Below are 21,122 nucleotides of genomic sequence, written 5' to 3'. Positions count from 1 at the left end.
TACTGATATGAACGCTCCTTTTAGCTACTCTTCCCCCACGCTCAGCGTTGAGGCGTTGAAGCACTCTATCGCCTATAAGCTGATGTTTACCATCGGGAAAGATCCGGTCATCGCCAACAAACACGAGTGGCTCAACGCCACCCTGTTTGCGGTGCGTGACCGCATGGTTGAACGCTGGCTGCGCTCCAACCGCGCCCAGCTATCGCAGGAAACGCGTCAGGTTTACTACCTGTCGATGGAATTTTTGATTGGCCGCACCCTCTCTAACGCGCTGTTATCGCTCGGTATTTACGATGACGTTAAAACCGCGCTGGAAGAGATGGGGCTGGACTTAGAAGAGCTGATTGACGAAGAGAACGACCCGGGGCTCGGTAACGGTGGCCTGGGGCGACTTGCCGCCTGCTTCCTCGACTCGCTGGCGACGCTGGCCCTGCCGGGGCGTGGCTACGGCATTCGCTACGACTACGGGATGTTCAAGCAGAACATTGTGGACGGACGTCAGAAAGAGTCCCCGGACTACTGGCTGGAATACGGTAACCCGTGGGAGTTTAAACGTCACAATACGCGCTATAAGGTGCGGTTTGGCGGACGTATTCAGCAGGAAGGGAAAAAGTCCCGCTGGGTGGAAACCGAAGAGATCCTTGCCGTCGCCTATGACCAGATTGTCCCGGGCTACGATACCGATGCGACCAATACGCTGCGTCTGTGGAACGCGCAGGCCAGTAGCGAGATTAACCTGGGTAAATTTAACCAGGGCGACTACTTCGCGGCGGTGGAAGATAAAAACCACTCCGAGAACGTCTCCCGCGTGCTCTACCCGGACGACTCGACCTATTCCGGGCGCGAGCTGCGCCTGCGTCAGGAGTATTTCCTCGTCTCCGCGACGATTCAGGATATCCTCAGCCGTCACTATCAGCTGCACAAGACCTACGCCAATCTGGCGGAAAAAACCGCCATTCACCTCAACGATACCCATCCGGTGCTGTCGATCCCGGAGCTGATGCGTCTGCTTATCGACGAGCATAAGTTCAGCTGGGACGATGCGTTTGAGGTGACCTGTCAGGTCTTCTCTTACACTAACCACACGCTGATGAGCGAAGCGCTGGAAACCTGGCCGGTGGATATGCTCGGCAAAATTTTGCCGCGCCACCTGCAGATCATCTTTGAAATTAATGACTACTTCCTCAAGACGCTGCAGGAGCAGTATCCGAACGATACCGGCCTCCTGAGCCGCGCTTCTATCATCGATGAATCGAACGGTCGTCGCGTACGCATGGCCTGGCTGGCGGTGGTGATCAGCCACAAGGTGAACGGGGTTTCAGAGCTGCACTCGAACCTGATGGTGCAGTCGCTGTTTGCGGACTTTGCGAAGATCTTCCCGACGCGTTTCTGCAACGTGACCAATGGCGTCACGCCGCGTCGCTGGCTGGCGCTGGCAAACCAGCCGCTTTCTGAGGTGCTGGATGAGCACATTGGCCGCACCTGGCGAACCGATCTCAGCCAGCTGAGCGAGCTTGAACAGCACATTGATTTTCCGGCGGTGAACAAAGCCGTACGAGAAGCCAAGCTGCTGAACAAGAAACGTCTGTCAGTCTGGCTGGCGTTACATCTGAACGTGGTGGCGAACCCGAAAGCGCTGTTCGACGTACAGATCAAGCGTATTCATGAGTACAAGCGCCAGCTGATGAACGTGCTGCATGTGATCACCCACTATAACCGCATCAAGGCCGATCCGACGGCGGAGTGGGTGCCGCGTGTGAAGATCTTTGCCGGTAAGGCGGCGTCCGCTTACTACATGGCGAAGCACATCATTCACCTCATCAATGATGTGGCGAAGGTGGTCAACAACGATCCGGATATCGGCGACAAGCTGAAGGTGGTCTTTGTTCCTAACTACAGCGTCAGCCTGGCGCAGCTGATCATTCCGGCGGCCGATCTCTCTGAGCAGATCTCCACCGCCGGGACGGAAGCGTCCGGCACCAGTAACATGAAGTTTGCCCTTAACGGCGCGCTGACCATCGGCACGCTGGACGGGGCCAATGTCGAAATGCTGGAGCACGTGGGGGCGGAAAATATCTTTATCTTCGGGAATACCACGGAAGAGGTGGAGGCGCTGCGCAAGAAAGGCTACTCGCCGCGTGAGTATTACGAAGAGGATGAGGAGCTACGTCAGGTGCTGACGCAAATCGCCACCGGGGTGTTTAGCCCAGACGAGCCAGGGCGCTATCGGGACCTGGTGGATTCGCTGATTAACTTTGGCGACCACTATCAGGTGCTGGCGGATTACCGCAGCTACGTGGATTGTCAGGACAGGGTGGACGAGCTTTATCGTCAGCAGGAGAAGTGGACCTGCGTCGCGATGCATAACATCGCCAATATGGGGTATTTCTCGTCCGACAGGACCATTAAGGAGTATGCCGAGAATATCTGGCATATTGATCCGGTGCGGTTGTAAAAACAAAGCCCGGTGGCGTTGCGCTTACCGGGCCTACGGGATCGAGCAGGCCGGGTAAGGCGGAGCCGCCACCCGGCTTTTTTACATCACGACGCCAACGACAGCTCACGCTTCCCCGCATGCTGCAGCAACCACTGCGCCACACGCGACTGCTGTTCGGCATTCAGCCACATACCCTCTTTGGTACGACGCCAGATGGCATCATCCAGACGGCGAACCCACTCATGTTCCACCAGATAGCGCAGTTCGGCTTCGTACAGCTCGTGACCAAAATGTTCGCCCAGGTCGGCAATCTCTTTCGCGTCACTCAGGATCAATTCCGTGTTGCTGCCGTAGGTACGGGCATAGTGGCGCGCCATGCCTTCTGTGATGAATGGATAGCGACGACGCAGCTTCGCGGCGTAATCATCGCGGTTGTCGCCGATATCACCGCCAGGCAGTACCGCGCCTTTGGTCCATGCCGGGCCAATGCCTTTGTAGTACGGCGCCAGTTTTTCCAGCGCGTGCTCGGCCAGCTTACGGTAGGTGGTGAGCTTGCCACCAAACACGGAGAGCAGCGGTGCCTGACCGTCCACGTCGTGAATATCGAGCGTATAGTCGCGGGTAATCGCCTGCGGTGAGTCAGATTCGTCATCGCACAGCGGACGCACGCCGGAGTAAGTCCAGACCACGTCATCGCGGGACAGCTGTTTCTTGAAGTGCGCGTTATACACCTTCAGCAGGTAGTTCACTTCGCTCTCGTCGATCTCGACGTTTTTCGGATCGCCTTTGTACTCCACGTCGGTGGTGCCGATGATGGAGAATTCGTCCATCCACGGGATCACAAACACGATGCGCTTGTCTTCGTTCTGCAGAATGTAGGCCTGCTTCTGGGTGTGCACGCGTGGAACCACAATGTGGCTGCCTTTGATCAGGCGGATACCGTATGGAGATGGCAGATGCATCCCCTCGTCGAAGAACTGTTTCACCCATGGGCCGGTGGCGTTCACCAGACCGCGCGCTTTCCAGCTGAACTTCTCGCCTGTATCCACGTCTTCCGCTTCGACGATCCACAGGCCGTTTTCACGGCGCGCAGCGGTGGCGCGGGTGCGGGTTTTCACTTCGCCGCCTTTCTTCTCAACCATCTGTGCGTTAGCCAGCACCAGACGCGCATCGTCCACCCAGCAGTCGGAATATTCGAAACCGCGCACGATTTCAGGCTTAAGGACCGATTCTGAGCCAAAACGCAAACCGTTTGAACCCGGCAGGCTGGTGCGTTTACCCAGATGATCGTACATAAACAGACCGATTCGAATCATCCACGCCGGACGCAGATGCGGGCGATGGGGCAGGCGGAAGCGCATCGGGATGGCCAGGTGCGGTGCCATCTTCAGCAGCACTTCACGTTCGGCCAGCGCTTCACTGACCAGACGGAATTCATAGTGTTCCAGGTAGCGCAGGCCACCGTGAATCAGTTTGGAGCTGGCGGACGACGTCGCGCAGGCGAGGTCGTTAGCTTCCAGCATCAGTACGGATAATCCGCGTCCTGCGGCGTCTGCCGCAATACCGGCACCGTTGATGCCACCGCCTATCACAATCAGATCTTTGGTTTCCATAACACCCTCACGCACTTTCGTTAAAGCTCAGAAATGTTCGATATCGCTCATAATAGCAAAGGAACGAGCTTTTGGTAACATCAAAAAAACAATTTAGAGTGATATGGATAACATAATGGCGTTTACCCGCCGCCAGGACGTACACTACGGGGTAAAATAGTGCGACTAACTTTTCTCCCTCTCCCCGTGGGAGAGGGCTGGGGTGAGGGCATCAGAGCGCACCCAACCTGAACAACAGAAAGAGAACACCATGGATCAGTTTGAATGTATTAACGTAGAAGAAGCCCACCAGAAGATGCACCAGGGAACGGCGGTGCTGGTGGATATCCGCGATCCGCAGAGTTTTGCGATGGGCCACACCCCGGGTGCGTTCCACCTCACCAACGATACGCTGGGCGCGTTTATGCGCGATAACGACTTCGATACGCCGGTGATGGTGATGTGCTATCACGGCAACAGCAGCAAAGGTGCGGCGCAGTACCTTATTCAGCAGGGCTATGATGCGGTCTACAGCGTCGACGGCGGTTTCGATGCCTGGCATCGTCATTTCCCGGCAGAAGTGGAATACGCTTTTGAGCGCTGATCCCGCTATACTGTCCCCTTTTGTGTGGAAATAAGCGACCGCCGCCCATGTTGATGATCACCTCTTTTACCAATCCGCGCGTCGCCCAGGCGTTTGTCGACTATATGGCAACCCAGGGCATCATCCTGACCGTTCAGCAGCACACGAAAACCGATGTCTGGCTGGCGGATGAAAGCCAGGCCGATCGCGTGAATGCGGAACTGGCCCGCTTTCTTGAGAATCCCGGCGACCCTCGCTATCTCGCCGCGAGCTGGCAGTCGGGGCAGACGGGGAGCGGACTGCACTATCGGCGCTTCCCCTTCCTTGCCACCATTCGCGAGCGCGCAGGTCCGTTTACGCTGCTACTGATGGCGGCCTGCATTATCGTCTTCATCATTATGAACGTGGTGGGCGACCAGAGCGTGATGATCGCGCTTGCGTGGCCGTACGACCCGTCTCTCGATTTTGACGTCTGGCGCTATTTCACCCACGCGCTGATGCACTTCTCGGTGATGCATATTCTCTTTAACCTGCTGTGGTGGTGGTATCTCGGTGGCGCGGTGGAGAAGCGTCTGGGCAGCGGCAAGCTGATTGTTATCACCCTTATCAGCGCTCTGCTGAGCGGCTATGTGCAGCATAAATTCAGCGGCCCGTGGTTCGGTGGTTTATCCGGCGTGGTGTATGCCCTGATGGGCTATGTCTGGCTCAGAGGCGAGCGCGACCCCGAAAGTGGCATCTATCTGCAGCGCGGATTGATAACCTTTGCGTTAATATGGCTAATTGCCGGATGGTTTGATCTGTTTGGTATGTCTATCGCCAATGGTGCACACGTCACCGGGCTGGCCGTCGGGCTGGCAATGGCGTTTGCCGACACGCTCCATGCGCGAAAACGAACATAATTCCCAGGGATATTTCATGAAACAAACACAACGTCATGACGCCATTATCGAACTGGTAAAAAAACAGGGATACGTCAGCACCGAAGAGCTGGTGGAACAGTTTGCCGTCAGCCCACAAACCATCCGCCGCGACCTGAACGATCTTGCCGATCAAAACCGTATTTTGCGCCATCACGGCGGGGCGGCGCTGCCGTCCAGTTCGGTTAACACCTCGTGGCATGACCGCAAAGCCACGCAGACGGCAGAGAAAGAGCGCATTGCCCGTAAAGTGGCGAGCCAAATCCCCAACGGGGCGACGCTGTTTATTGATATCGGCACCACGCCTGAAGCGGTCGCCCATGCGCTGCTGGATCACGAAAACCTGCGCATCGTGACCAACAACCTGAACGTGGCCAATACCCTGATGCAGAAAGATGATTTCCGCATCATCCTCGCCGGGGGCGAACTGCGCAGCCGCGACGGCGGCATCATTGGCGAAGCGACGCTCGATTTTATCTCTCAGTTCCGTCTCGACTTCGGCATTCTGGGGATCAGCGGCATCGACAGCGACGGCTCACTGCTGGAGTTTGATTATCACGAGGTGCGCACCAAGCGCGCGATCATTGAAAACTCACGTCACGTGATGCTGGTGGTGGACCACTCCAAATTTGGCCGTAACGCGATGGTCAACATGGGCAGCATCAGCATGGTAAATGCGGTTTATACCGATGTGATGCCACCGGCGGGCGTGATGCAGGTGATTAAAGATAATAATGTGCAGTTAGAGTTATGTTGAGAAGCCATTCTCCCTCTCCCACGGGGAGAGGGCCGCGGTGAGGGCATCAGCCCGCACAAACCTACACCCCATACCCCATCATCTTCAACAACTGCTGCGCATGCTGCACCGCATCCTGACGGTGCGCCACGCCCAGCTTCTGATACAGATTGCGGATATGCGTTTTGATGGTGGTTGCCGCCACCGCCAGCTCACCGGCAATCTGCTCATTGCTGTAGCCTGAATAGATAAGCCCCAGTACCTGCCATTCGCGCTGCGTCAGCGGGCTGGTGCGAATAAGTTCAGGCACTTCCGGATGGTTCAGCAGGCGTTCAACGAAGTTCTCGTCGAAGTGGGCGAACTTGTGGCGATGGTGCTGGTTAATCTCGCGCAGGATGCGCTGGGCACGGTGCTGATCCAGCTCCGGCAGCGTGTTGAGCTGAATAAGCTGACGCAGCTGTTGAGCCATCACTTCGCCCTCAATCACAAAGTGACTGATAAACCCGGTACGGTTCGCCAGCTGCAACGCCTCCAGCAGTACGCGCTGGGCATCATTTTTACGCCCGGCCTGCCAGTAGAGCTGGTTAAGCAGCAGCAGGTTACGATTGAGATCGCTCATCAGACGCAGGCTGCGGGCGTTCTCGTTCAGCTCTTCCAGCACAATCTCAGCCGGTTCAAACTCACCGAGCAGGATCTGCGCGCGGGCAATGTTTCGCCACTGACTTTGCAGGAAGTGGTTATTTGCAAATTCAGGTTTTGGCGTCTGGCGCAGCCAGTTGGCGGCGGATTTCTTATCACCCGTCATCTGCCAGTAAATCACCCGCACCTTATCGGCGTTCGAAACCCAGTCGCTGTGATACTGACCATTGCCGAGCAGGTTCTCCAGACGGTTCAGGTGGTTGCGGGCATTATCCAGATCCCCACGCGCCAGCGAGCATTGCACCAGCAGGGCCAGGCACTGCAGTTGCTGCTGCGGCTGGAAGCCGGAAAGCACCTCTACGCCCTGACGGGCACAGCTCTCTGCTTCATCCAGGCGTGACCACGCCCACAGAAGCTGGGCGCGAATACGCAACAGGAACTCGTGCATTGGCAGCTGTTCAAGATGCTGTTCGCGAATCAGTTGGAACGCTTTTTCCTGATTCTCCCAGGCCGCCTGCAGGAACCCCTGAGCAAATAAAATTTCGCTTTGCTGGATCAGGCTCCACAGCGCGTAATGCCAGACATCATGACGGCGGGCCATCTGTTCGGTTTGTTGCATCAGCGACAGGGAGCGCGTCAGCTCACCCTTGCAGTGCAGTACCTCGCCGTGTACCGACGTCGCCACAATGCGGCTGTAGAAATTGGCCAGCGGCAGCTCATCCAGCGCGACCATTGCCAGCCGCTCTGCTTCTTCCGGATCGCCATCGTTGATTGCTACCTGGGCCCGCAAGGCGTTAAATTCGCCGTGCAGGGTGGTATCCATATCGCTTTCCATCTCCTGCTCGGCACGCGCCAGCAGGGTATTCACTTCGCTGTAGCGGTGCTGGCTCTGCATCAGCCAGGCCTGCAGCAGCACCAGACGCGGGTTCTCCAGCAGGCTCTCCCACGGCAACGCTTTCAGCGACTCTTCCAGCAGCGTCAGTTCGCTGTGGTTAAACAACCCCCACGCGTGGTTGAGGAGGATATCGCGCAGCATGCTGGCATCACCGGCGGCGAGCGCATGATGGATAGCCTCGCTCGGGAAGCCTTGCGCCATCCAGCTCTCAGCGGCAGCCCGGTGGATGTCCGGCAATTCAGTCGCCAGCTCCCACTGGCAACGCTGGCGCAGGAAACTGCCAAACAGCGGGTGATAGCTGAACCATTCGCCGGGATCGTCCATCCGCGTCAGGAACAACCCCTGGCGTTCAATCTCTTCAAGCTGCAGCTGACCGTTTTCGCAGCCGGTGACGCGCACAATCAACGCGTCGTTCATGGAACGCAGCAGGGAGCTCTTCAGCAGGAAATGGCGGGTCGAAGGATCGACGCTGTTCAGCACCTCATCCACCAGGTAATCAGAAAGATGGCTGGCGTTGATCCCCGCCAGGCGACGCGCGGACTGATGCGTCGGGCTGTTATTTTGCCGGGCGGAGAGGGCAATCAGCTGCAGCGCTGTCGCCCAACCGGCGACATCATCGCACAGGCGGCTGCTTTCAGCGGCCTCAATCGGTGAGTTCAGGCGGCAGTCAAAGAACTGTTTGGCTTCCTGATGGGTAAAGGCCAGCTGTTGGCTACCCACTTCCAGCAGCTGATCGCGCACGCGCAGATTGGCAATGCCCAGCTGCGGCAGGTTACGCGACAGCACCACCAGGGTCAGGTTTTCCGGCTGATGGCGCAGGAAGAAGCGCATGGACTCATGGATCACCGGGTTAGTGATCAGATGATAATCATCAATGACCACGTAAAGCGGGCGGTGCCACTCAGCCAGTTCAATAAACAGCTGAGAGAACAGGGAGGACAGGCTGGCGTACTGGCGCTTTTGCACCATCACTTCGCTGGCCACGCAGTGCCCGTTGGTGGCCTGCTGAATGGCGGCAATCAGATAGCTGGCAAAACGTTCTTGCTGGTTATCGCCCTCATCAAGGGAGTACCAGCCAAGATCGCTTTTACCTGCGGCCCATTGCGAAATGAGCGTTGTTTTTCCATAACCTGCAGGGCTCGTAACCAGCGCCAGTCGGAAATTATGCGCGCCGGAAAGTTTAGCCAACAGACGCTCGCGGACCACTGTATGGTCAAGACGAACCGGGCGACTTAATTTAGACGGAATCAACATAGGTTTCACTTCACTGTGGGGAACGAGAGAATTTATTTTTTTTGCGCTTCGTAATTAATAGATATAAGGTCGGCCAGAAAGAGAACTATTGCAAGTTATGTCTGGTTTTGGTGGCTCTGAATTTGCACTCTGTCACAAAACATTCAGACAGATGATGGAACTTTCTGGAAAGGGCTGTGATGCCGCGTCAATGCTGGCTTGTATGGCTGTGCTGCGGCTGCGCTGAAACTGGTTTCAGAAAGGTATAGTGACGTCAAATTTAATAAACGCGGGGTAAAGTTTAGTGAAATTAATAATCTTCTTCGTTCTGACCCGGTTGCAGAAATATTATTCTACGTAAGTAATCATTTCAGCGCGTTTTAATTTCACCCGAAACTGCATTTCATTTTCCTGACACGCTTCCCGGTTATCTTTTTATCTTCCTGACACACTCCGACTATGCTCTCAGAGTGGCCTCGATCACACTTTTATGCTCATCCCCGCTACTCCTCCCTGCCTAATCCCCTGCGGGAGGAGGAAGAGGAGAAATGAGCCAGGCACACTAGCGCCAACTTGTGTTTTCTTTCTAAAGGATGCCGATCCCCTATGTCACAGCCTACCTTCAACAAAGCTCAATTCCAGGCTGCCCTGACGCGTCAGTGGCAGCGTTTTGGCCTTCATGCTGCTAACGAGATGACGCCTCACCAGTGGTGGCAGGCGGTGAGCGGTGCGCTCGCAGAGCAGCTGGATGCTCAACCTCTGGCAAAACCGGTAAAAGGTCAGCGCCACGTCAACTATATCTCGATGGAATTCCTGATCGGTCGTCTGACCGGCAACAACCTGCTGAACCTCGGCTGGTATCAGGAGGTTGGGGATGTGCTGAAAGAACACGACATTAACCTGACCGACCTGCTGGAAGAAGAGATTGACCCGGCGCTGGGCAACGGTGGTCTGGGACGTCTGGCGGCCTGTTTCCTCGATTCGATGGCAACGGTTGGGCAGTCGGCCATTGGTTACGGCCTGAACTATCAATACGGTCTGTTCCGTCAGTCATTTGCAGACGGGCATCAGATGGAAGCGCCGGACGACTGGCACCGTAACACCTACCCGTGGTTCCGCCACAACGCGCAGCTGGATGTGCAGGTGAACATTGGCGGTAAAGTATCAAAACAAGGCCTCTGGGAACCGGCATTTACGTTTATCGGCGAAGCCTGGGACCTGCCGGTGCTCGGTTACCGTAACGGCGTGGCGCAACCGTTGCGTCTGTGGCAGGCGAAGCATGCGCATCCGTTTAACCTGACCAAATTTAACGACGGCGATTTCCTGCGTGCCGAACAGCAGGGCATCGACGCCGAGAAGCTGACCAAAGTGCTCTACCCGAACGACAACCATCTGGCGGGCAAGAAACTGCGTCTGATGCAGCAGTACTTCCAGTGCGCCTGCTCTGTGGCGGATATTCTGCGTCGTCACCACCTGGCGGGCCGCAAGCTGGCACAGCTGCCTGACTTTGAAGTGATTCAACTTAACGACACGCACCCGACCATCGCTATTCCTGAACTGCTGCGTGTGCTGATCGACGAGCACCAGCTGAGCTGGGATGATGCCTGGGCGATCACCAGCCGCACCTTTGCTTACACCAACCACACCCTGATGCCAGAAGCGCTGGAGTGCTGGGACGAGAAGCTGGTGAAAACGCTGCTGCCGCGCCATATGCAGATCATCAACAAGATTAACGACCAGTTTAAAACGCTGGTGGATAAAACCTGGCCGGGCAACAAAGCGGTCTGGGCGAAGCTGGCCGTGGTGCATGACAAACAGGTGCGCATGGCAAATATGTGCGTGGTGAGCGGCTTTGCGGTGAACGGTGTGGCGGCGCTGCACTCGGATCTGGTGGTGAAAGACCTGTTCCCGGAATATCACCAGCTGTGGCCGACCAAATTCCATAACGTGACCAACGGCATCACGCCGCGTCGCTGGATCAAACAGTGCAACCCGCTGCTGGCCGGTCTGCTGGACAAAACGCTGAAGAAAGAGTGGGCCAACGATCTGGACCAGCTGATCAACCTGGAAAAATACGCGGACGACGCGAAATTCCGCGAACAATACCGCGCCATCAAGCGGGATAACAAAGTGCGTCTGGCGGCGTTTGTGAAAGCGCGTACCGGGATCGAGATTAACCCGAACGCCATTTTCGACATCCAGATTAAGCGTCTGCACGAATATAAACGTCAGCACCTGAACCTGCTGCATATCCTCGCGCTGTACAAAGAGATCCGCGAGAACCCGCAGGCTGACCGCGTGCCGCGCGTGTTCCTGTTCGGCGCGAAAGCGGCACCGGGCTACTACCTGGCGAAAAACATTATCCTCGCCATCAATAAAGTGGCGGAGGCTATCAACAACGATCCGAAAGTGGGCGACAAGCTGAAAGTGGTGTTCTTGCCGGACTACTGCGTCTCTGCCGCAGAGATGCTGATCCCGGCGGCGGATATCTCCGAGCAGATCTCGACCGCGGGTAAAGAAGCGTCTGGTACCGGCAACATGAAGCTGGCGCTGAACGGCGCGCTGACTGTTGGTACGCTAGACGGTGCGAACGTAGAGATTGCCGAGAAGGTCGGAAAAGAGAACATCTTTATCTTTGGTCATACGGTTGAAGAGGTGAAAGCCCTCAAGGCCAAAGGCTACGATCCGGTGAAATGGCGTAAGAAGGACAAAGTGCTGGATGCGGTGCTGAAAGAGCTGGAAAGCGGTAAATACAGCGATGGCGATAAGCACACGTTTGACCAGATGCTGCACAGCATGGACAAACACGGCGGCGACCCGTATCTGGTGATGGCGGACTTCACGGCCTACGTGGAAGCGCAAAAACAGGTCGACGTGTTGTACCGTGACCAGGAAGCGTGGACCCAGGCGTGCATTCTGAACACCGCCCGCTGCGGAATGTTCAGCTCTGACCGTTCAATCCGGGATTATCAGACTCGTATCTGGCAGGCAAAACGCTAAGGAAGCGCGATGGAGAGTAAACGTCTGGACAGTGCCGCGCAGGCGGCGGGGATCAGCCTCAGTTACATTAATGCTCACGGCAAACCACAGTCTATTGGCGCCGACACCAAAAGACGTTTGCTGGATGCCATGCACAAAACCGACGCGAAAGCGTCGGCCACGCCGGTACCGAACGTTAAAGTCTTCACCGCGGGCAAAAAGATGTCGCTGGCGGTGGAAGGACGCGGCGAGTTTACCTGGCTGCTGACCACCGAAGAGGGACATCAGCACAAAGGTCACGCCACCGGCGGCAAAGCACTCACCCTTCCGGCGAAGCTGCCGGAGGGTTACCACACCCTAACGCTCACCCAGGACGAGCTGCGCTTTCACTGCCGGTTGATCGTGGCGCCAAAACGTTGTTATGAGCCGCAGGCGTTGCTCGAAGGCAAAAAGCTGTGGGGTGCCTGCGTGCAACTCTACACCCTGCGCTCTGACAGCAACTGGGGCATCGGCGATTTTGGTGACCTGAAAAAGATGCTGGCATCGGTGGGGGAGCGCGGCGGCGCGTTTATCGGCCTCAACCCGATCCACGCCCTCTATCCGGCTAACCCGGAGAGTGCCAGCCCGTACAGCCCGTCGTCCCGTCGCTGGCTGAACGTGATTTACATCGACGTGAATGCGTTAGACGATTTCAAAAACAGCCCGGAAGCGCAGGCGTGGTGGGCACTTAGCACCACTCAGCAGGCGCTGAAGCAGGCGCGCGAAGCAGACTGGGTGGACTATTCCACCGTGACGGCGCTGAAGATGGCTGCCCTGCGTCTGGCGTGGAAAGGCTTTTCTCAGCGTGATGACGAGGAGATGGCCGCCTTCCGTCAGTTTGTGGCGCAGGAGGGCGAGAGCCTCTACTGGCAGGCGGCGTTCGATGCGCTGCATGCGTATCAGGTGAAAGAGGACGAAATGCGCTGGGGCTGGCCGGTCTGGCCAGAGGCGTATCAATCCGTCGACACGCCTGAAGTCAAAGCGTTCTGTAAAAAATACGCCGATGAAGTGGACTTCTACCTGTGGCTGCAGTGGCTGGCGTACAGCCAGTTTGCCGACTGCTGGCAGGTGAGCCAGGGCTATAAGATGCCGATCGGTCTGTATCGCGACCTGGCCGTTGGCGTGGCAGAAGGCGGGGCGGAAACCTGGTGTGACCGTGAGCTGTACTGCCTGAAGGCCTCCGTAGGCGCACCACCGGATATTCTGGGCCCGCTCGGCCAGAACTGGGGCCTGCCGCCGATGGATCCGCACGTAATGGCGGCGCGTGCCTACGAGCCGTTTATCGACCTGCTGCGCGCCAACATGCAGAACTGCGGCGCGCTGCGTATCGACCACGTGATGTCGGTGCTGCGCCTGTGGTGGATCCCCTACGGTGAGACGGCCGATCACGGGGCGTATGTTCAGTATCCGGTTGACGATCTGCTGTCGATCCTGGCGCTGGAAAGCAAGCGCCATCAGTGCATGGTGATCGGCGAAGATCTCGGTACCGTGCCGGTAGAAATCGTCAGTAAGCTTCGCGACAGCGGCGTTTACTCCTATAAAGTGCTCTATTTTGAAAACGACCATGAGAAAACCTTCCGCGCGCCGCAAGCGTACCCTGAACAGTCAATGGCAGTCGCGACGACGCATGACCTTCCTACGCTTCGTGGCTATTGGGAAAGCGGCGATCTGACGCTCGGTAAAACCCTGGGTCTCTATCCGGATGAAGATGTCCTTCGCGGCCTGTATCAGGATCGCGAGCTGGCGAAGCAGGGTCTGCTGGATGCACTGCATAAGCACGGCTGTCTGCCGAAACGCGCCGGGCATAAAGCGTCGCTGATGTCGATGACGCCGACGCTCAACCGCGGATTGCAGCGCTACATTGCCGACAGCAACAGCGCCCTGCTGGGCCTGCAGCCGGAAGACTGGATTGATATGGCGGAGCCGGTGAACATCCCGGGCACCAGCTATCAGTACAAGAACTGGCGCCGCAAGTTATCCACCACGCTTGAGACGATGTTTGCTGATGACGGGGTGAACAGGCTGATTAAGGATTTGGACAAGCGGCGAAAAGCAGTCGCGAAGAAGTGATAAAAAAACCCGCCACTGGCGGGTTTTTTATTGCCCGGTGGCGCTACGCTTACCGGGCCTACATGGAGCGAGTAGGTCGGGTAAGGCGAAGCCGCCACCCGACTTATGGCATCAGACCACCATATTCAACAGCAGCACCCCGACCAGACCGCACACCGAAATAATGGTTTCCAGCGCGGACCAGGACTTGATGGTTTCACCGATAGTCAGGTTGAAGTACTCCTTGAACAGCCAGAAGCCCGGGTCGTTCACGTGTGAGAAAATCACGCTACCGGAACCGACGGCAATAACCATCAGCTCAGGGCTGACGCCCGTGGTGGCAATCAGTGGCGCAACGATACCGCCCGCGGTGATTGCCGCAACGGTTGCAGAACCCAGCGCGATACGCAGAACTGCGGCGATAGACCAGGCCATCAGAAGCGGCGACACGTTGGTTTCATGCATCATGGCCGCGATGTATTTATCCACACCGCTATCGACCAGAACCTGCTTGAACGCACCGCCACCGCCGATGATCAACAGCATCATGGCAATGATTTTGATGGAAGAGGTCAGCGTGTCGTTGATCTGATCCATGGAACGACCGCGGTTCAGGCCGAAGGTGAACATCGCGATCAACACCGCAATCAGCGTGGCCATCACCGGGTCGCCGAGGAACTCAGCAACGGACAGGAACGCGTGACCTTTCGGCAGAACCATCTCTGCCACGGCGCGCATCGCCATCAGGATCACCGGGACCAGAGAGGTCCAGACGCTGACGCCAAAGCCAGGCATTTCTTCTTCGGTGAAGGTTTTCGCGCTGTACAGACCTTCCGGAATCGGCTTATCAATGCCTTTCAGGAAGCGGGCATAAACAGGGCCTGCCAGAATCACGGTTGGGATGGCCAGAATCGTACCGAACAGCAGGGTTTTACCCATATCGGCGTGGAAAATGGTGGCGATAGCGGTTGGGCCCGGGTGCGGTGGCAGGAAGCCGTGCGTCACGGACAGCGCTGCTGCCATTGGCACACCGACATACAGCAGCGGAATGCTCGCCGCCGCCGCAATGGTGAAGACCAGCGGCAGCATCAGCACGAAGCCCACTTCATAGAACAGTGCGAAACCGACGGTAAAACCGGTTAACACAACTGCCCACTGGATGTTCTTCTTACCAAATTTGTCGATAAGCGTGGTGGCGATACGCTGTGCGCCACCGCAGTCCGCCAGCATTTTGCCGAGCATGGCGCCAAAGCCCATGATCAACGCCAGGCTGCCGAGCGTGCCGCCGACACCCGCTTTAATGGAGCTAATAACTTTGACCAGCGGCATCCCTTGCATCAGACCGACTGCAAGTGCCACCAGAACCAGAGCGATAAACCCGTTCATTTTGAAACGGATCATCAAGAGCAGTAATAACACAACACCGATAGCAACGATGACTAATGGCATGATTTACCTGGCCTTTGAATTGTTATGGGTAACGTCATTGTTTCAACGACACGTTCCGGTTGTCCCAACTGGGAACAGAGTGGTTAACGGCACTAATACTGATACCTTGGAAACTATTTAGTTTAGTCGGCTGTTATGAGTGTGTTTAGTGCCCATGAGAATGATACGGGTAACATGACGTGATTGAGAATCACCCTGGAGGGCAAAATTTAAATTATGAGACGCAGGTCAACATATGGAGGTAAACGCAAAACGGTAACCGCAAGGTTACCGTTTTTAATGTTTTCACCCTCTCCCGTGGGAGAGGGCGGGGTGAGGGCATCAGACCGCACTATTTTTGTAGGCCCGGTAAGCGCAGCGCCACCGGGCAATACAGACGGGCAATGAATCAGTAGTAAGAGTGCTCGCCGCGCTGGTGTTCGGTCAGGTCACGCACGCCTTTCAGTTCCGGGAACTCGTTCAGCAGCTGCTTCTCGATCCCTTCTTTCAGGGTCACATCGACCATGGAGCAACCGTTACAGCCGCCGCCAAACTGCAAAATTGCGTAGCCTTCGTCGGTGATTTCCATCAGGGAAACGCGACCACCGTGACCGGCCAGCTGCGGGTTGATCTGGGATTGCAGCAGATACTCTACGCGCTCCATCAGCGGGGCATCGTCAGATACTTTACGCATTTTGGCGTTTGGCGCTTTCAGCGTCAGCTGCGAGCCCAGCTGGTCGGTGACGAAGTCGATCTCCGCATCTTCAAGATACGGCGCGCTCAGCTCATCAACATATGCCGTGAGCTGGTCAAATTTAAGGGCAGTGTCAGTTGCTTCCACCGCGTCTGGCGGACAATAGGAGACACCACATTCTGCATTCGGAGTGCCTGGATTGATCACAAACACGCGGATCTGCGTCCCTTCTTCCTGATTTGCCAGCAGTTTGGCAAAGTGCGCTTGTGCAGAATCGGAAATACGGATCATAGCTTTGGCCTAATAGTTGACTAAATTACCTGGGTATAATCATACGCCCATTGGAGAAGGGCTACAAGGTACGGCACAGACACCATACCTGAACCGACGCGGCGCCGCTTTGCAAAAGCAGTCGGGAAAGTTCAGCAACGGTACTGCCTGTGGTGACGACATCATCCACAATCGCGATATGGAGCCCTTTGACGGCGAATTCAAGGCGAAAGGCGTTTTTGAGGTTCCTTTTGCGAAGCCGGGCGCTCAGCTGATGCTGAATGGCAGTGGCATGGCGGCGCGTCAGCGCAGCGGCTGGGTACTGACAGCCGAGCCACCGGGCGAGCGGGCGACAGAGCAGGTCGCTCTGGTTGTAGCCGCGTCGCCAGTGACGGCGCCGGTATAAGGGCACATTCAGCACCATATCCACTTTCGGCAGCGCGCGCGTGCGCCGTGCCTGCAACACCGCCAGCAATAACAGGCGGGCGAGAGGGCGAGCCAGCGCAATCTGGCCGGAAAACTTCAGCGCGTGGATAAGCCTGCTTAACGGTGGAACGTAATCATCGATCGCCACCAGGGCGCTCCACGGTGGTGGCTTTTTCAGGCAGCGACCGCAGGGAAACTGTGGACTGTACGCCGGTAAACCGCACTGCGGGCAGGTCGTGATGCGGCTTGCCAGCGAACGCGTGCAGACGGAACAGACTCCCCACGCGCTCAGCGCAAGTGGCATTCGACATAGCCAGCACAAGCCGGGCACTGTTAGCATAGACAACCTCCATGTAAAAAAGAGAACAGTAACTGATGAAGACGCTGTGGTGGCAGACCGTAGGGACGGGAAATCGCCATCTTGTGCTGCTGCACGGATGGGGACTGAATGCGGAAGTATGGCATTGCGTAAATGAGGAACTTGCCTCGCATTTCACGCTGCATCTGGTGGATTTACCCGGTTTTGGCCGCAGCCGCGGCTATGGGGCGATGTCGCTTGACGAAATGGCGCAGCAGGTTCTGGCCGCCGCACCGCAACAGGCTATCTGGCTCGGCTGGAGTCTGGGCGGGCTGGTGGCAAGTGAGGTTGCATTAACGAATCCTGAACGCGTGCAGGCGCTGGTAACGGTGGCCTCGTCGCCGAACTTCAGTGCGCAGGAGGAGTGGCCGGGTATTAAGCCGGACGTACTGAGCAACTTCCAGCGGCAGTTGAGCGAAGATTACCAGCGAACGGTAGAACGCTTCCTGGCCCTGCAGACGATGGGGACAGAGAGCGCCCGTAAGGATGCTCGTCTGCTGAAGCAGACCGTGCTGTCGCTGCCGATGCCGGATGTGGAGGTACTGAACGGGGGACTCGAATTACTGAAAACGGTCGACCTGCGTGAGCCACTGACCGCGCTGGCGGTGCCGCACCTGCGCATTTATGGTTATCTGGATGGGCTGGTTCCACGCAAAGTGGTGCCACTGCTGGATGAACTGTGGCCAGAGAGTCAATCGCTGACAATCGCCAAAGCGGCCCATGCGCCGTTTATCTCGCATCCTGCCGAGTTTTGTTCAGCGTTGATCGCCTTCAGTCACGAAGTGCCCACCACTCCCTGAGACAGGCTTTCCCTTCCGGGCAATGTTTACAACTGCCGGACAGACAACCGTCCGGCTCTTCCTGAATACGTATGGCTTTCCCCATCGCTTCCAGTCTTTCCAGCATGGCATCGATCATCGGCTGCGGCGTATGCAGGCTGAGGCTCAGCTGTTTTGCCTCCATACGCCCCTGCAACGCCAGTAAATCACGAACCTGAATCAACGATGCCATGGCTCCCCCTAGTGACAGTCGCCCGCCGGGCTGTTGCAGCAGGTCGCGGCGGTTTTACGGTTTGCCAGCAGGTTGATATCGACGCGGCTGCGTGCCCGGCGTAGCAGACCGAGAACGAGCACGTTAAACAGCACAACCGCCAGGATGCAGACCAGGCTGTAGCGCGGATGCTGGCTGAAGTTAACGGTCTGGTAAAAGAGCGTCGCCAGCGAGTAGGCGATGTTTAAGCCCCACAGGATGGAGAACCCCATCCAGCCGCGGCTGGACTCACGGGCTATCGCCCCCATCACCGAGATGCACGGAATATAGAGCAGGACAAAGATGAGGTAGCTGTAGGCTGCTGACGCGCTGCCAAATTTCTCGCTCATCACGCCCATGGCACCGGTGGCCATTTCGCCGTCGCCTTTGCTGGCTTCAATCGGGTTCGCCAGTACGCTCAGGCTGAAAGTGTCTTTCAGGCTCTGCCAGGTCTCTTCCACCGCGCCGAGCAGTTCATCACCGAGGTGGAACGCCGCCGGGTTAAACTCTTCTTGCTGGATATTCTCAGCGGTGTAAAGCGTGTTCAGGGTGCCGACCACCACCTCTTTTGCCATCGCGCCGGTGAACAGGCCAACGGTCGCCTGCCAGTTGTCTTCATGCACGCCAATCGGTTTAAACACCGGGGTAATGATGCGGCTCACGGAGGCGAGGGCGGAGTCGTTGATGTTATCCGCCGCCTGCCCGCTCAGGGTGAAACTGTTCAGCGCGCTCAGGAAGATGCTGACGATGACAATCATTTTACCGGCGCGCAGCACAAAACCTTTCAGGCGCTGCCAGGTCTGGATCGCCAGGCTTTTCAGATGCGGCACGTGATACACCGGCAGTTCCATCACAAACGGCGACGCTTCCCCGCGCATGATGGTGTGTTTAAGCATGAGCCCGGTCAGGATCGCCATCACGATGCCCAGCACATACAGCGAGAAGACCGCCAGTGCCCCTTCCTGACCAAAGAAGGCCGCGGCAAAGACCGCAAAGATAGCCAGTCGCGCCCCGCAGGACATAAATGGCGCCATCATGATGGTCATCAGACGTTCGCGGGGGGCATCAAGCGTGCGCGCACCCATTACCGACGGCACGTTACAGCCGAAGCCGACAATCAGCGGGACGAAGGATTTACCCGGCAGACCCAGGGCCTGCATCAGACGATCCATCACGAAAGCCGCACGCGCCATGTAACCGGAGTCCTCAAGGAACGAGAGGAACAGGTACATCATGCCGATTTGCGGTACCAGCGGCAGAACGGTGTTGATACCACCACCGATCCCCTGGGCGAGGAAAATGGTCAGCCATTCCGGGAAGTGCAGGGTGTAGCCCAGCCACTGAATACCGTGGACAAATATCGCCACAGAACCAGCATCGAAAATAGGCTGTAGCGCGCCACCGATGTTAATGGCGAGCAGGAACATCAGGTACATGACCAGTAAAAAGATCGGCAAACCGAGGAAGCGGTTAAGCACAATCTTGTCCACGGCGGCCGTAAAGCGGCTTGGCTCAGCCGTCAGGGCATTACTGACCACGTCGCAAATGGCGGCGATGGCCTGATAGCGCGCGTCGGCGATGTGCAGGGCCGGGTCATCGAGCTCATCGCTCAGACGCGCCAGCGCCACGTCCAGTTTGTCTGCGGCATGGCCCGCATAGGCGCGGCTGTAGATATCGCCTTCCAGCATCTGCAGGCCGAGCCACAGGCGCTGTCTGGCGGGCATGCTGTTGTCCATCTCCTGCGCCAGCAGACCGGCTTCGCGCAGAAGCGGTTGCGCATAGTGCACCAGCTCAACGTCGGCGTTGCCCGCGTGGCGGTCAATGGCCAGCTTCAGTGCGTCAATTCCGCGGGCACGGGTAGAAACCAGCGGCACTACCGGGCAGCCCAGACGCGCGGAGAGGGCGTCGACGTCGATACGCAGCTTTTGTTTCTCTGCGATGTCGAGCATGTTGAGCGCCACAATGCAGGGGATCCCCAGCTCAAGCAACTGCAGCGTCAGATAGAGGTTACGCTCCAGGTTAGATGCATCGACCACGTTGATTAACAGGTCCGCATCGCCACTCAGAATATAGTGACAGGCAATCTGCTCATCGAGCGAGGTTTGTGACGAAATGGTGGTTAAGGAGTAGGTGCCGGGCAGATCCACCAGGGTGACCTGATTGTCTGTCGTGGTGAACTGGCCTTCTTTACGTTCAACCGTTACGCCCGCCCAGTTACCCACACGCTGGCGTGCACCGGTGAGCTGGTTAAATAACGTTGTCTTGCCGGAATTAGGATTGCCAATTAAGCCAATAGTTAATTTTTTCATTGTTTTCGACTCACTGAAACCGCTGGCTTGTTATTGGGATAAGGCTTCGACTTCAATTAATGCGAGGTCTTTTTTACGCAGTACCAGATTCACGCGCCGGGTTTCGATATGAACGGGATCACCTAACGGGGCCACGCGCACCACCTGGAATGACGAGCCGGGGAGCATGCCCAGCGACAGTAGCTTTTGCCGATAGGCCGGGCTAATTTCGCGGGTAAAACCGGTAATTTTCCATGCACTGTCTGGAGTGAATTGCATAATGCCTGATTCCACGGAAGGTTAAATTATCTACTATGGGATGATAATGAGAATAGTTTTTATCAGCAATATGAAAACTGTGACGGAATGTTGTTAAGCGTATTAATTTACGGCCTGTTTGACCTTGCTCAATATTTGCTGAAATGACGGGAAAACGAAAAGGGGATTATTTGTTAACGGGGTGATAAATGGTGGTTTAAATATGGATATGCAATCGGTTTCATCTCTTGCGATATAATTTGTCCCCTCAC

15 protein-coding genes are annotated in these 21,122 nt (G+C 56.7%); 7 read left to right on the top strand and 8 right to left on the bottom strand.

Annotated features, from left to right (window positions below):
• Window positions 1-7: 7 nt before the first annotated feature.
• Window positions 8-2,455 carry a glycogen phosphorylase gene (gene glgP, locus ACQG22_RS22000; protein ID WP_013099108.1) on the top strand — a complete coding sequence of 816 codons (2,448 nt, stop codon included), beginning with the start codon at window positions 8-10 and terminating at the stop codon, window positions 2,453-2,455.
• An 86-nt stretch (window positions 2,456-2,541) separates the two neighbouring features.
• On the opposite strand, the gene glpD is transcribed toward glgP, so the two are convergent.
• Window positions 2,542-4,050 carry a glycerol-3-phosphate dehydrogenase gene (gene glpD / locus ACQG22_RS21995; protein ID WP_040020737.1) on the bottom strand — a complete coding sequence of 503 codons (1,509 nt, stop codon included), beginning with the start codon at window positions 4,048-4,050 and terminating at the stop codon, window positions 2,542-2,544.
• Between the two features lie 250 nt (window positions 4,051-4,300).
• On the opposite strand from glpD, the gene glpE reads away from it, so the two are divergent.
• The 3 genes from glpE to ACQG22_RS21980 are packed head-to-tail and all read left to right on the top strand — an operon-like array spanning window position 4,301 to window position 6,286.
• Window positions 4,301-4,633: a thiosulfate sulfurtransferase GlpE gene (glpE, locus tag ACQG22_RS21990; RefSeq protein WP_014833569.1), complete on the top strand. Its 333-nt coding sequence runs from the start codon at window positions 4,301-4,303 to the stop codon at window positions 4,631-4,633.
• A gap of 47 nt (window positions 4,634-4,680) precedes the next feature.
• A complete protein-coding gene (gene glpG, locus ACQG22_RS21985) occupies window positions 4,681-5,511 on the top strand; it encodes a rhomboid family intramembrane serine protease GlpG (protein ID WP_013099104.1) in 831 nt (276 codons plus the stop codon).
• 16 nt (window positions 5,512-5,527) lie between these two features.
• The gene (locus ACQG22_RS21980) at window positions 5,528-6,286 is read left to right on the top strand and encodes a DeoR/GlpR family transcriptional regulator (protein WP_013099103.1); all 759 of its coding nucleotides are present in this window, start codon (window positions 5,528-5,530) and stop codon (window positions 6,284-6,286) included.
• Between the two features lie 61 nt (window positions 6,287-6,347).
• Here the strand turns inward: ACQG22_RS21980 and malT are convergent, their stop codons facing one another.
• Window positions 6,348-9,053 (bottom strand): HTH-type transcriptional regulator MalT, encoded by a 2,706-nt coding sequence (gene malT / locus ACQG22_RS21975; RefSeq protein WP_029883766.1) that lies wholly within the window; start codon window positions 9,051-9,053, stop codon window positions 6,348-6,350.
• A gap of 585 nt (window positions 9,054-9,638) precedes the next feature.
• On the opposite strand from malT, the gene malP reads away from it, so the two are divergent.
• Together malP and malQ are read left to right on the top strand one after the other, a co-directional pair.
• Window positions 9,639-12,032, top strand: coding sequence for a maltodextrin phosphorylase (gene malP, locus ACQG22_RS21970; protein ID WP_369706720.1), 2,394 nt, complete (start codon window positions 9,639-9,641; stop codon window positions 12,030-12,032).
• A gap of 9 nt (window positions 12,033-12,041) precedes the next feature.
• Window positions 12,042-14,120, top strand: coding sequence for a 4-alpha-glucanotransferase (malQ, locus tag ACQG22_RS21965; RefSeq protein WP_023619865.1), 2,079 nt, complete (start codon window positions 12,042-12,044; stop codon window positions 14,118-14,120).
• Window positions 14,121-14,231: 111 nt separating this feature from the next.
• On the opposite strand, the gene gntT is transcribed toward malQ, so the two are convergent.
• The 3 genes from gntT to gntX all read right to left on the bottom strand — a co-directional run bounded on the left by gntT (window position 14,232) and on the right by gntX (window position 17,257).
• Window positions 14,232-15,548, bottom strand: a complete 1,317-nt coding sequence (gntT, locus tag ACQG22_RS21960; RefSeq protein ID WP_013099097.1) for a gluconate transporter — start codon at window positions 15,546-15,548, stop codon at window positions 14,232-14,234.
• Window positions 15,549-15,936: 388 nt separating this feature from the next.
• On the bottom strand, window positions 15,937-16,512 hold the full coding sequence (gene nfuA, locus ACQG22_RS21955; protein WP_013099096.1) for a Fe-S biogenesis protein NfuA: 576 nt from the start codon (window positions 16,510-16,512) through the stop codon (window positions 15,937-15,939).
• Between the two features lie 61 nt (window positions 16,513-16,573).
• Window positions 16,574-17,257 carry a DNA utilization protein GntX gene (gene gntX / locus ACQG22_RS21950; protein WP_038420751.1) on the bottom strand — a complete coding sequence of 228 codons (684 nt, stop codon included), beginning with the start codon at window positions 17,255-17,257 and terminating at the stop codon, window positions 16,574-16,576.
• 35 nt (window positions 17,258-17,292) lie between these two features.
• Between gntX and bioH the strand changes: the two genes are divergently transcribed.
• The gene (gene bioH, locus ACQG22_RS21945) at window positions 17,293-18,075 is read left to right on the top strand and encodes a pimeloyl-ACP methyl ester esterase BioH (protein WP_038420750.1); all 783 of its coding nucleotides are present in this window, start codon (window positions 17,293-17,295) and stop codon (window positions 18,073-18,075) included.
• Here bioH and feoC read toward each other — a convergent pair.
• From feoC to feoA, 3 genes are read right to left on the bottom strand one after another with little or no spacing between them, the layout of a single operon-like run.
• A complete protein-coding gene (feoC, locus tag ACQG22_RS21940) occupies window positions 18,047-18,286 on the bottom strand; it encodes a [Fe-S]-dependent transcriptional repressor FeoC (RefSeq protein ID WP_013099093.1) in 240 nt (79 codons plus the stop codon). The two genes, bioH and feoC, sit on opposite strands and share 29 nt — an antisense overlap.
• Before the next feature lie 8 nt (window positions 18,287-18,294).
• On the bottom strand, window positions 18,295-20,613 hold the full coding sequence (feoB, locus tag ACQG22_RS21935) for a Fe(2+) transporter permease subunit FeoB (RefSeq protein ID WP_369706721.1): 2,319 nt from the start codon (window positions 20,611-20,613) through the stop codon (window positions 18,295-18,297).
• A gap of 30 nt (window positions 20,614-20,643) precedes the next feature.
• Window positions 20,644-20,871, bottom strand: a complete 228-nt coding sequence (gene feoA, locus ACQG22_RS21930) for a ferrous iron transporter A (protein WP_010436417.1) — start codon at window positions 20,869-20,871, stop codon at window positions 20,644-20,646.
• Between the last annotated feature and the right edge of the window lie 251 nt (window positions 20,872-21,122).

This window comes from Enterobacter cloacae complex sp. 309I3 (assembly GCF_050031595.1).
GTDB classification, from domain to species: Bacteria; Pseudomonadota; Gammaproteobacteria; order Enterobacterales; family Enterobacteriaceae; genus Enterobacter; species Enterobacter cloacae.
Note: the sequence above shows the minus strand (reverse complement) of the source record. Positions and strands in the feature narration are given on the sequence as shown.

Bases quoted from the DNA above. Each gene is read 5' to 3' on its own strand.
- malT (WP_029883766.1), bottom strand. From the start codon at position 9,053: ATGTTGATTCCGTCTAAATTAAGTCGCCCGGTTCGTCTTGACCATACA.
- bioH (WP_038420750.1), top strand. From the start codon at position 17,293: ATGAAGACGCTGTGGTGGCAGACCGTAGGGACGGGAAATCGCCATCTT.
- feoC (WP_013099093.1), bottom strand. From the start codon at position 18,286: ATGGCATCGTTGATTCAGGTTCGTGATTTACTGGCGTTGCAGGGGCGT.
- glpD (WP_040020737.1), bottom strand. From the start codon at position 4,050: ATGGAAACCAAAGATCTGATTGTGATAGGCGGTGGCATCAACGGTGCC.
- malQ (WP_023619865.1), top strand. From the start codon at position 12,042: ATGGAGAGTAAACGTCTGGACAGTGCCGCGCAGGCGGCGGGGATCAGC.
- nfuA (WP_013099096.1), bottom strand. From the start codon at position 16,512: ATGATCCGTATTTCCGATTCTGCACAAGCGCACTTTGCCAAACTGCTG.
- feoA (WP_010436417.1), bottom strand. From the start codon at position 20,871: ATGCAATTCACTCCAGACAGTGCATGGAAAATTACCGGTTTTACCCGC.
- malP (WP_369706720.1), top strand. From the start codon at position 9,639: ATGTCACAGCCTACCTTCAACAAAGCTCAATTCCAGGCTGCCCTGACG.
- feoB (WP_369706721.1), bottom strand. From the start codon at position 20,613: ATGAAAAAATTAACTATTGGCTTAATTGGCAATCCTAATTCCGGCAAG.
- ACQG22_RS21980 (WP_013099103.1), top strand. From the start codon at position 5,528: ATGAAACAAACACAACGTCATGACGCCATTATCGAACTGGTAAAAAAA.
- gntX (WP_038420751.1), bottom strand. From the start codon at position 17,257: ATGCTAACAGTGCCCGGCTTGTGCTGGCTATGTCGAATGCCACTTGCG.
- glgP (WP_013099108.1), top strand. From the start codon at position 8: ATGAACGCTCCTTTTAGCTACTCTTCCCCCACGCTCAGCGTTGAGGCG.
- glpE (WP_014833569.1), top strand. From the start codon at position 4,301: ATGGATCAGTTTGAATGTATTAACGTAGAAGAAGCCCACCAGAAGATG.
- gntT (WP_013099097.1), bottom strand. From the start codon at position 15,548: ATGCCATTAGTCATCGTTGCTATCGGTGTTGTGTTATTACTGCTCTTG.
- glpG (WP_013099104.1), top strand. From the start codon at position 4,681: ATGTTGATGATCACCTCTTTTACCAATCCGCGCGTCGCCCAGGCGTTT.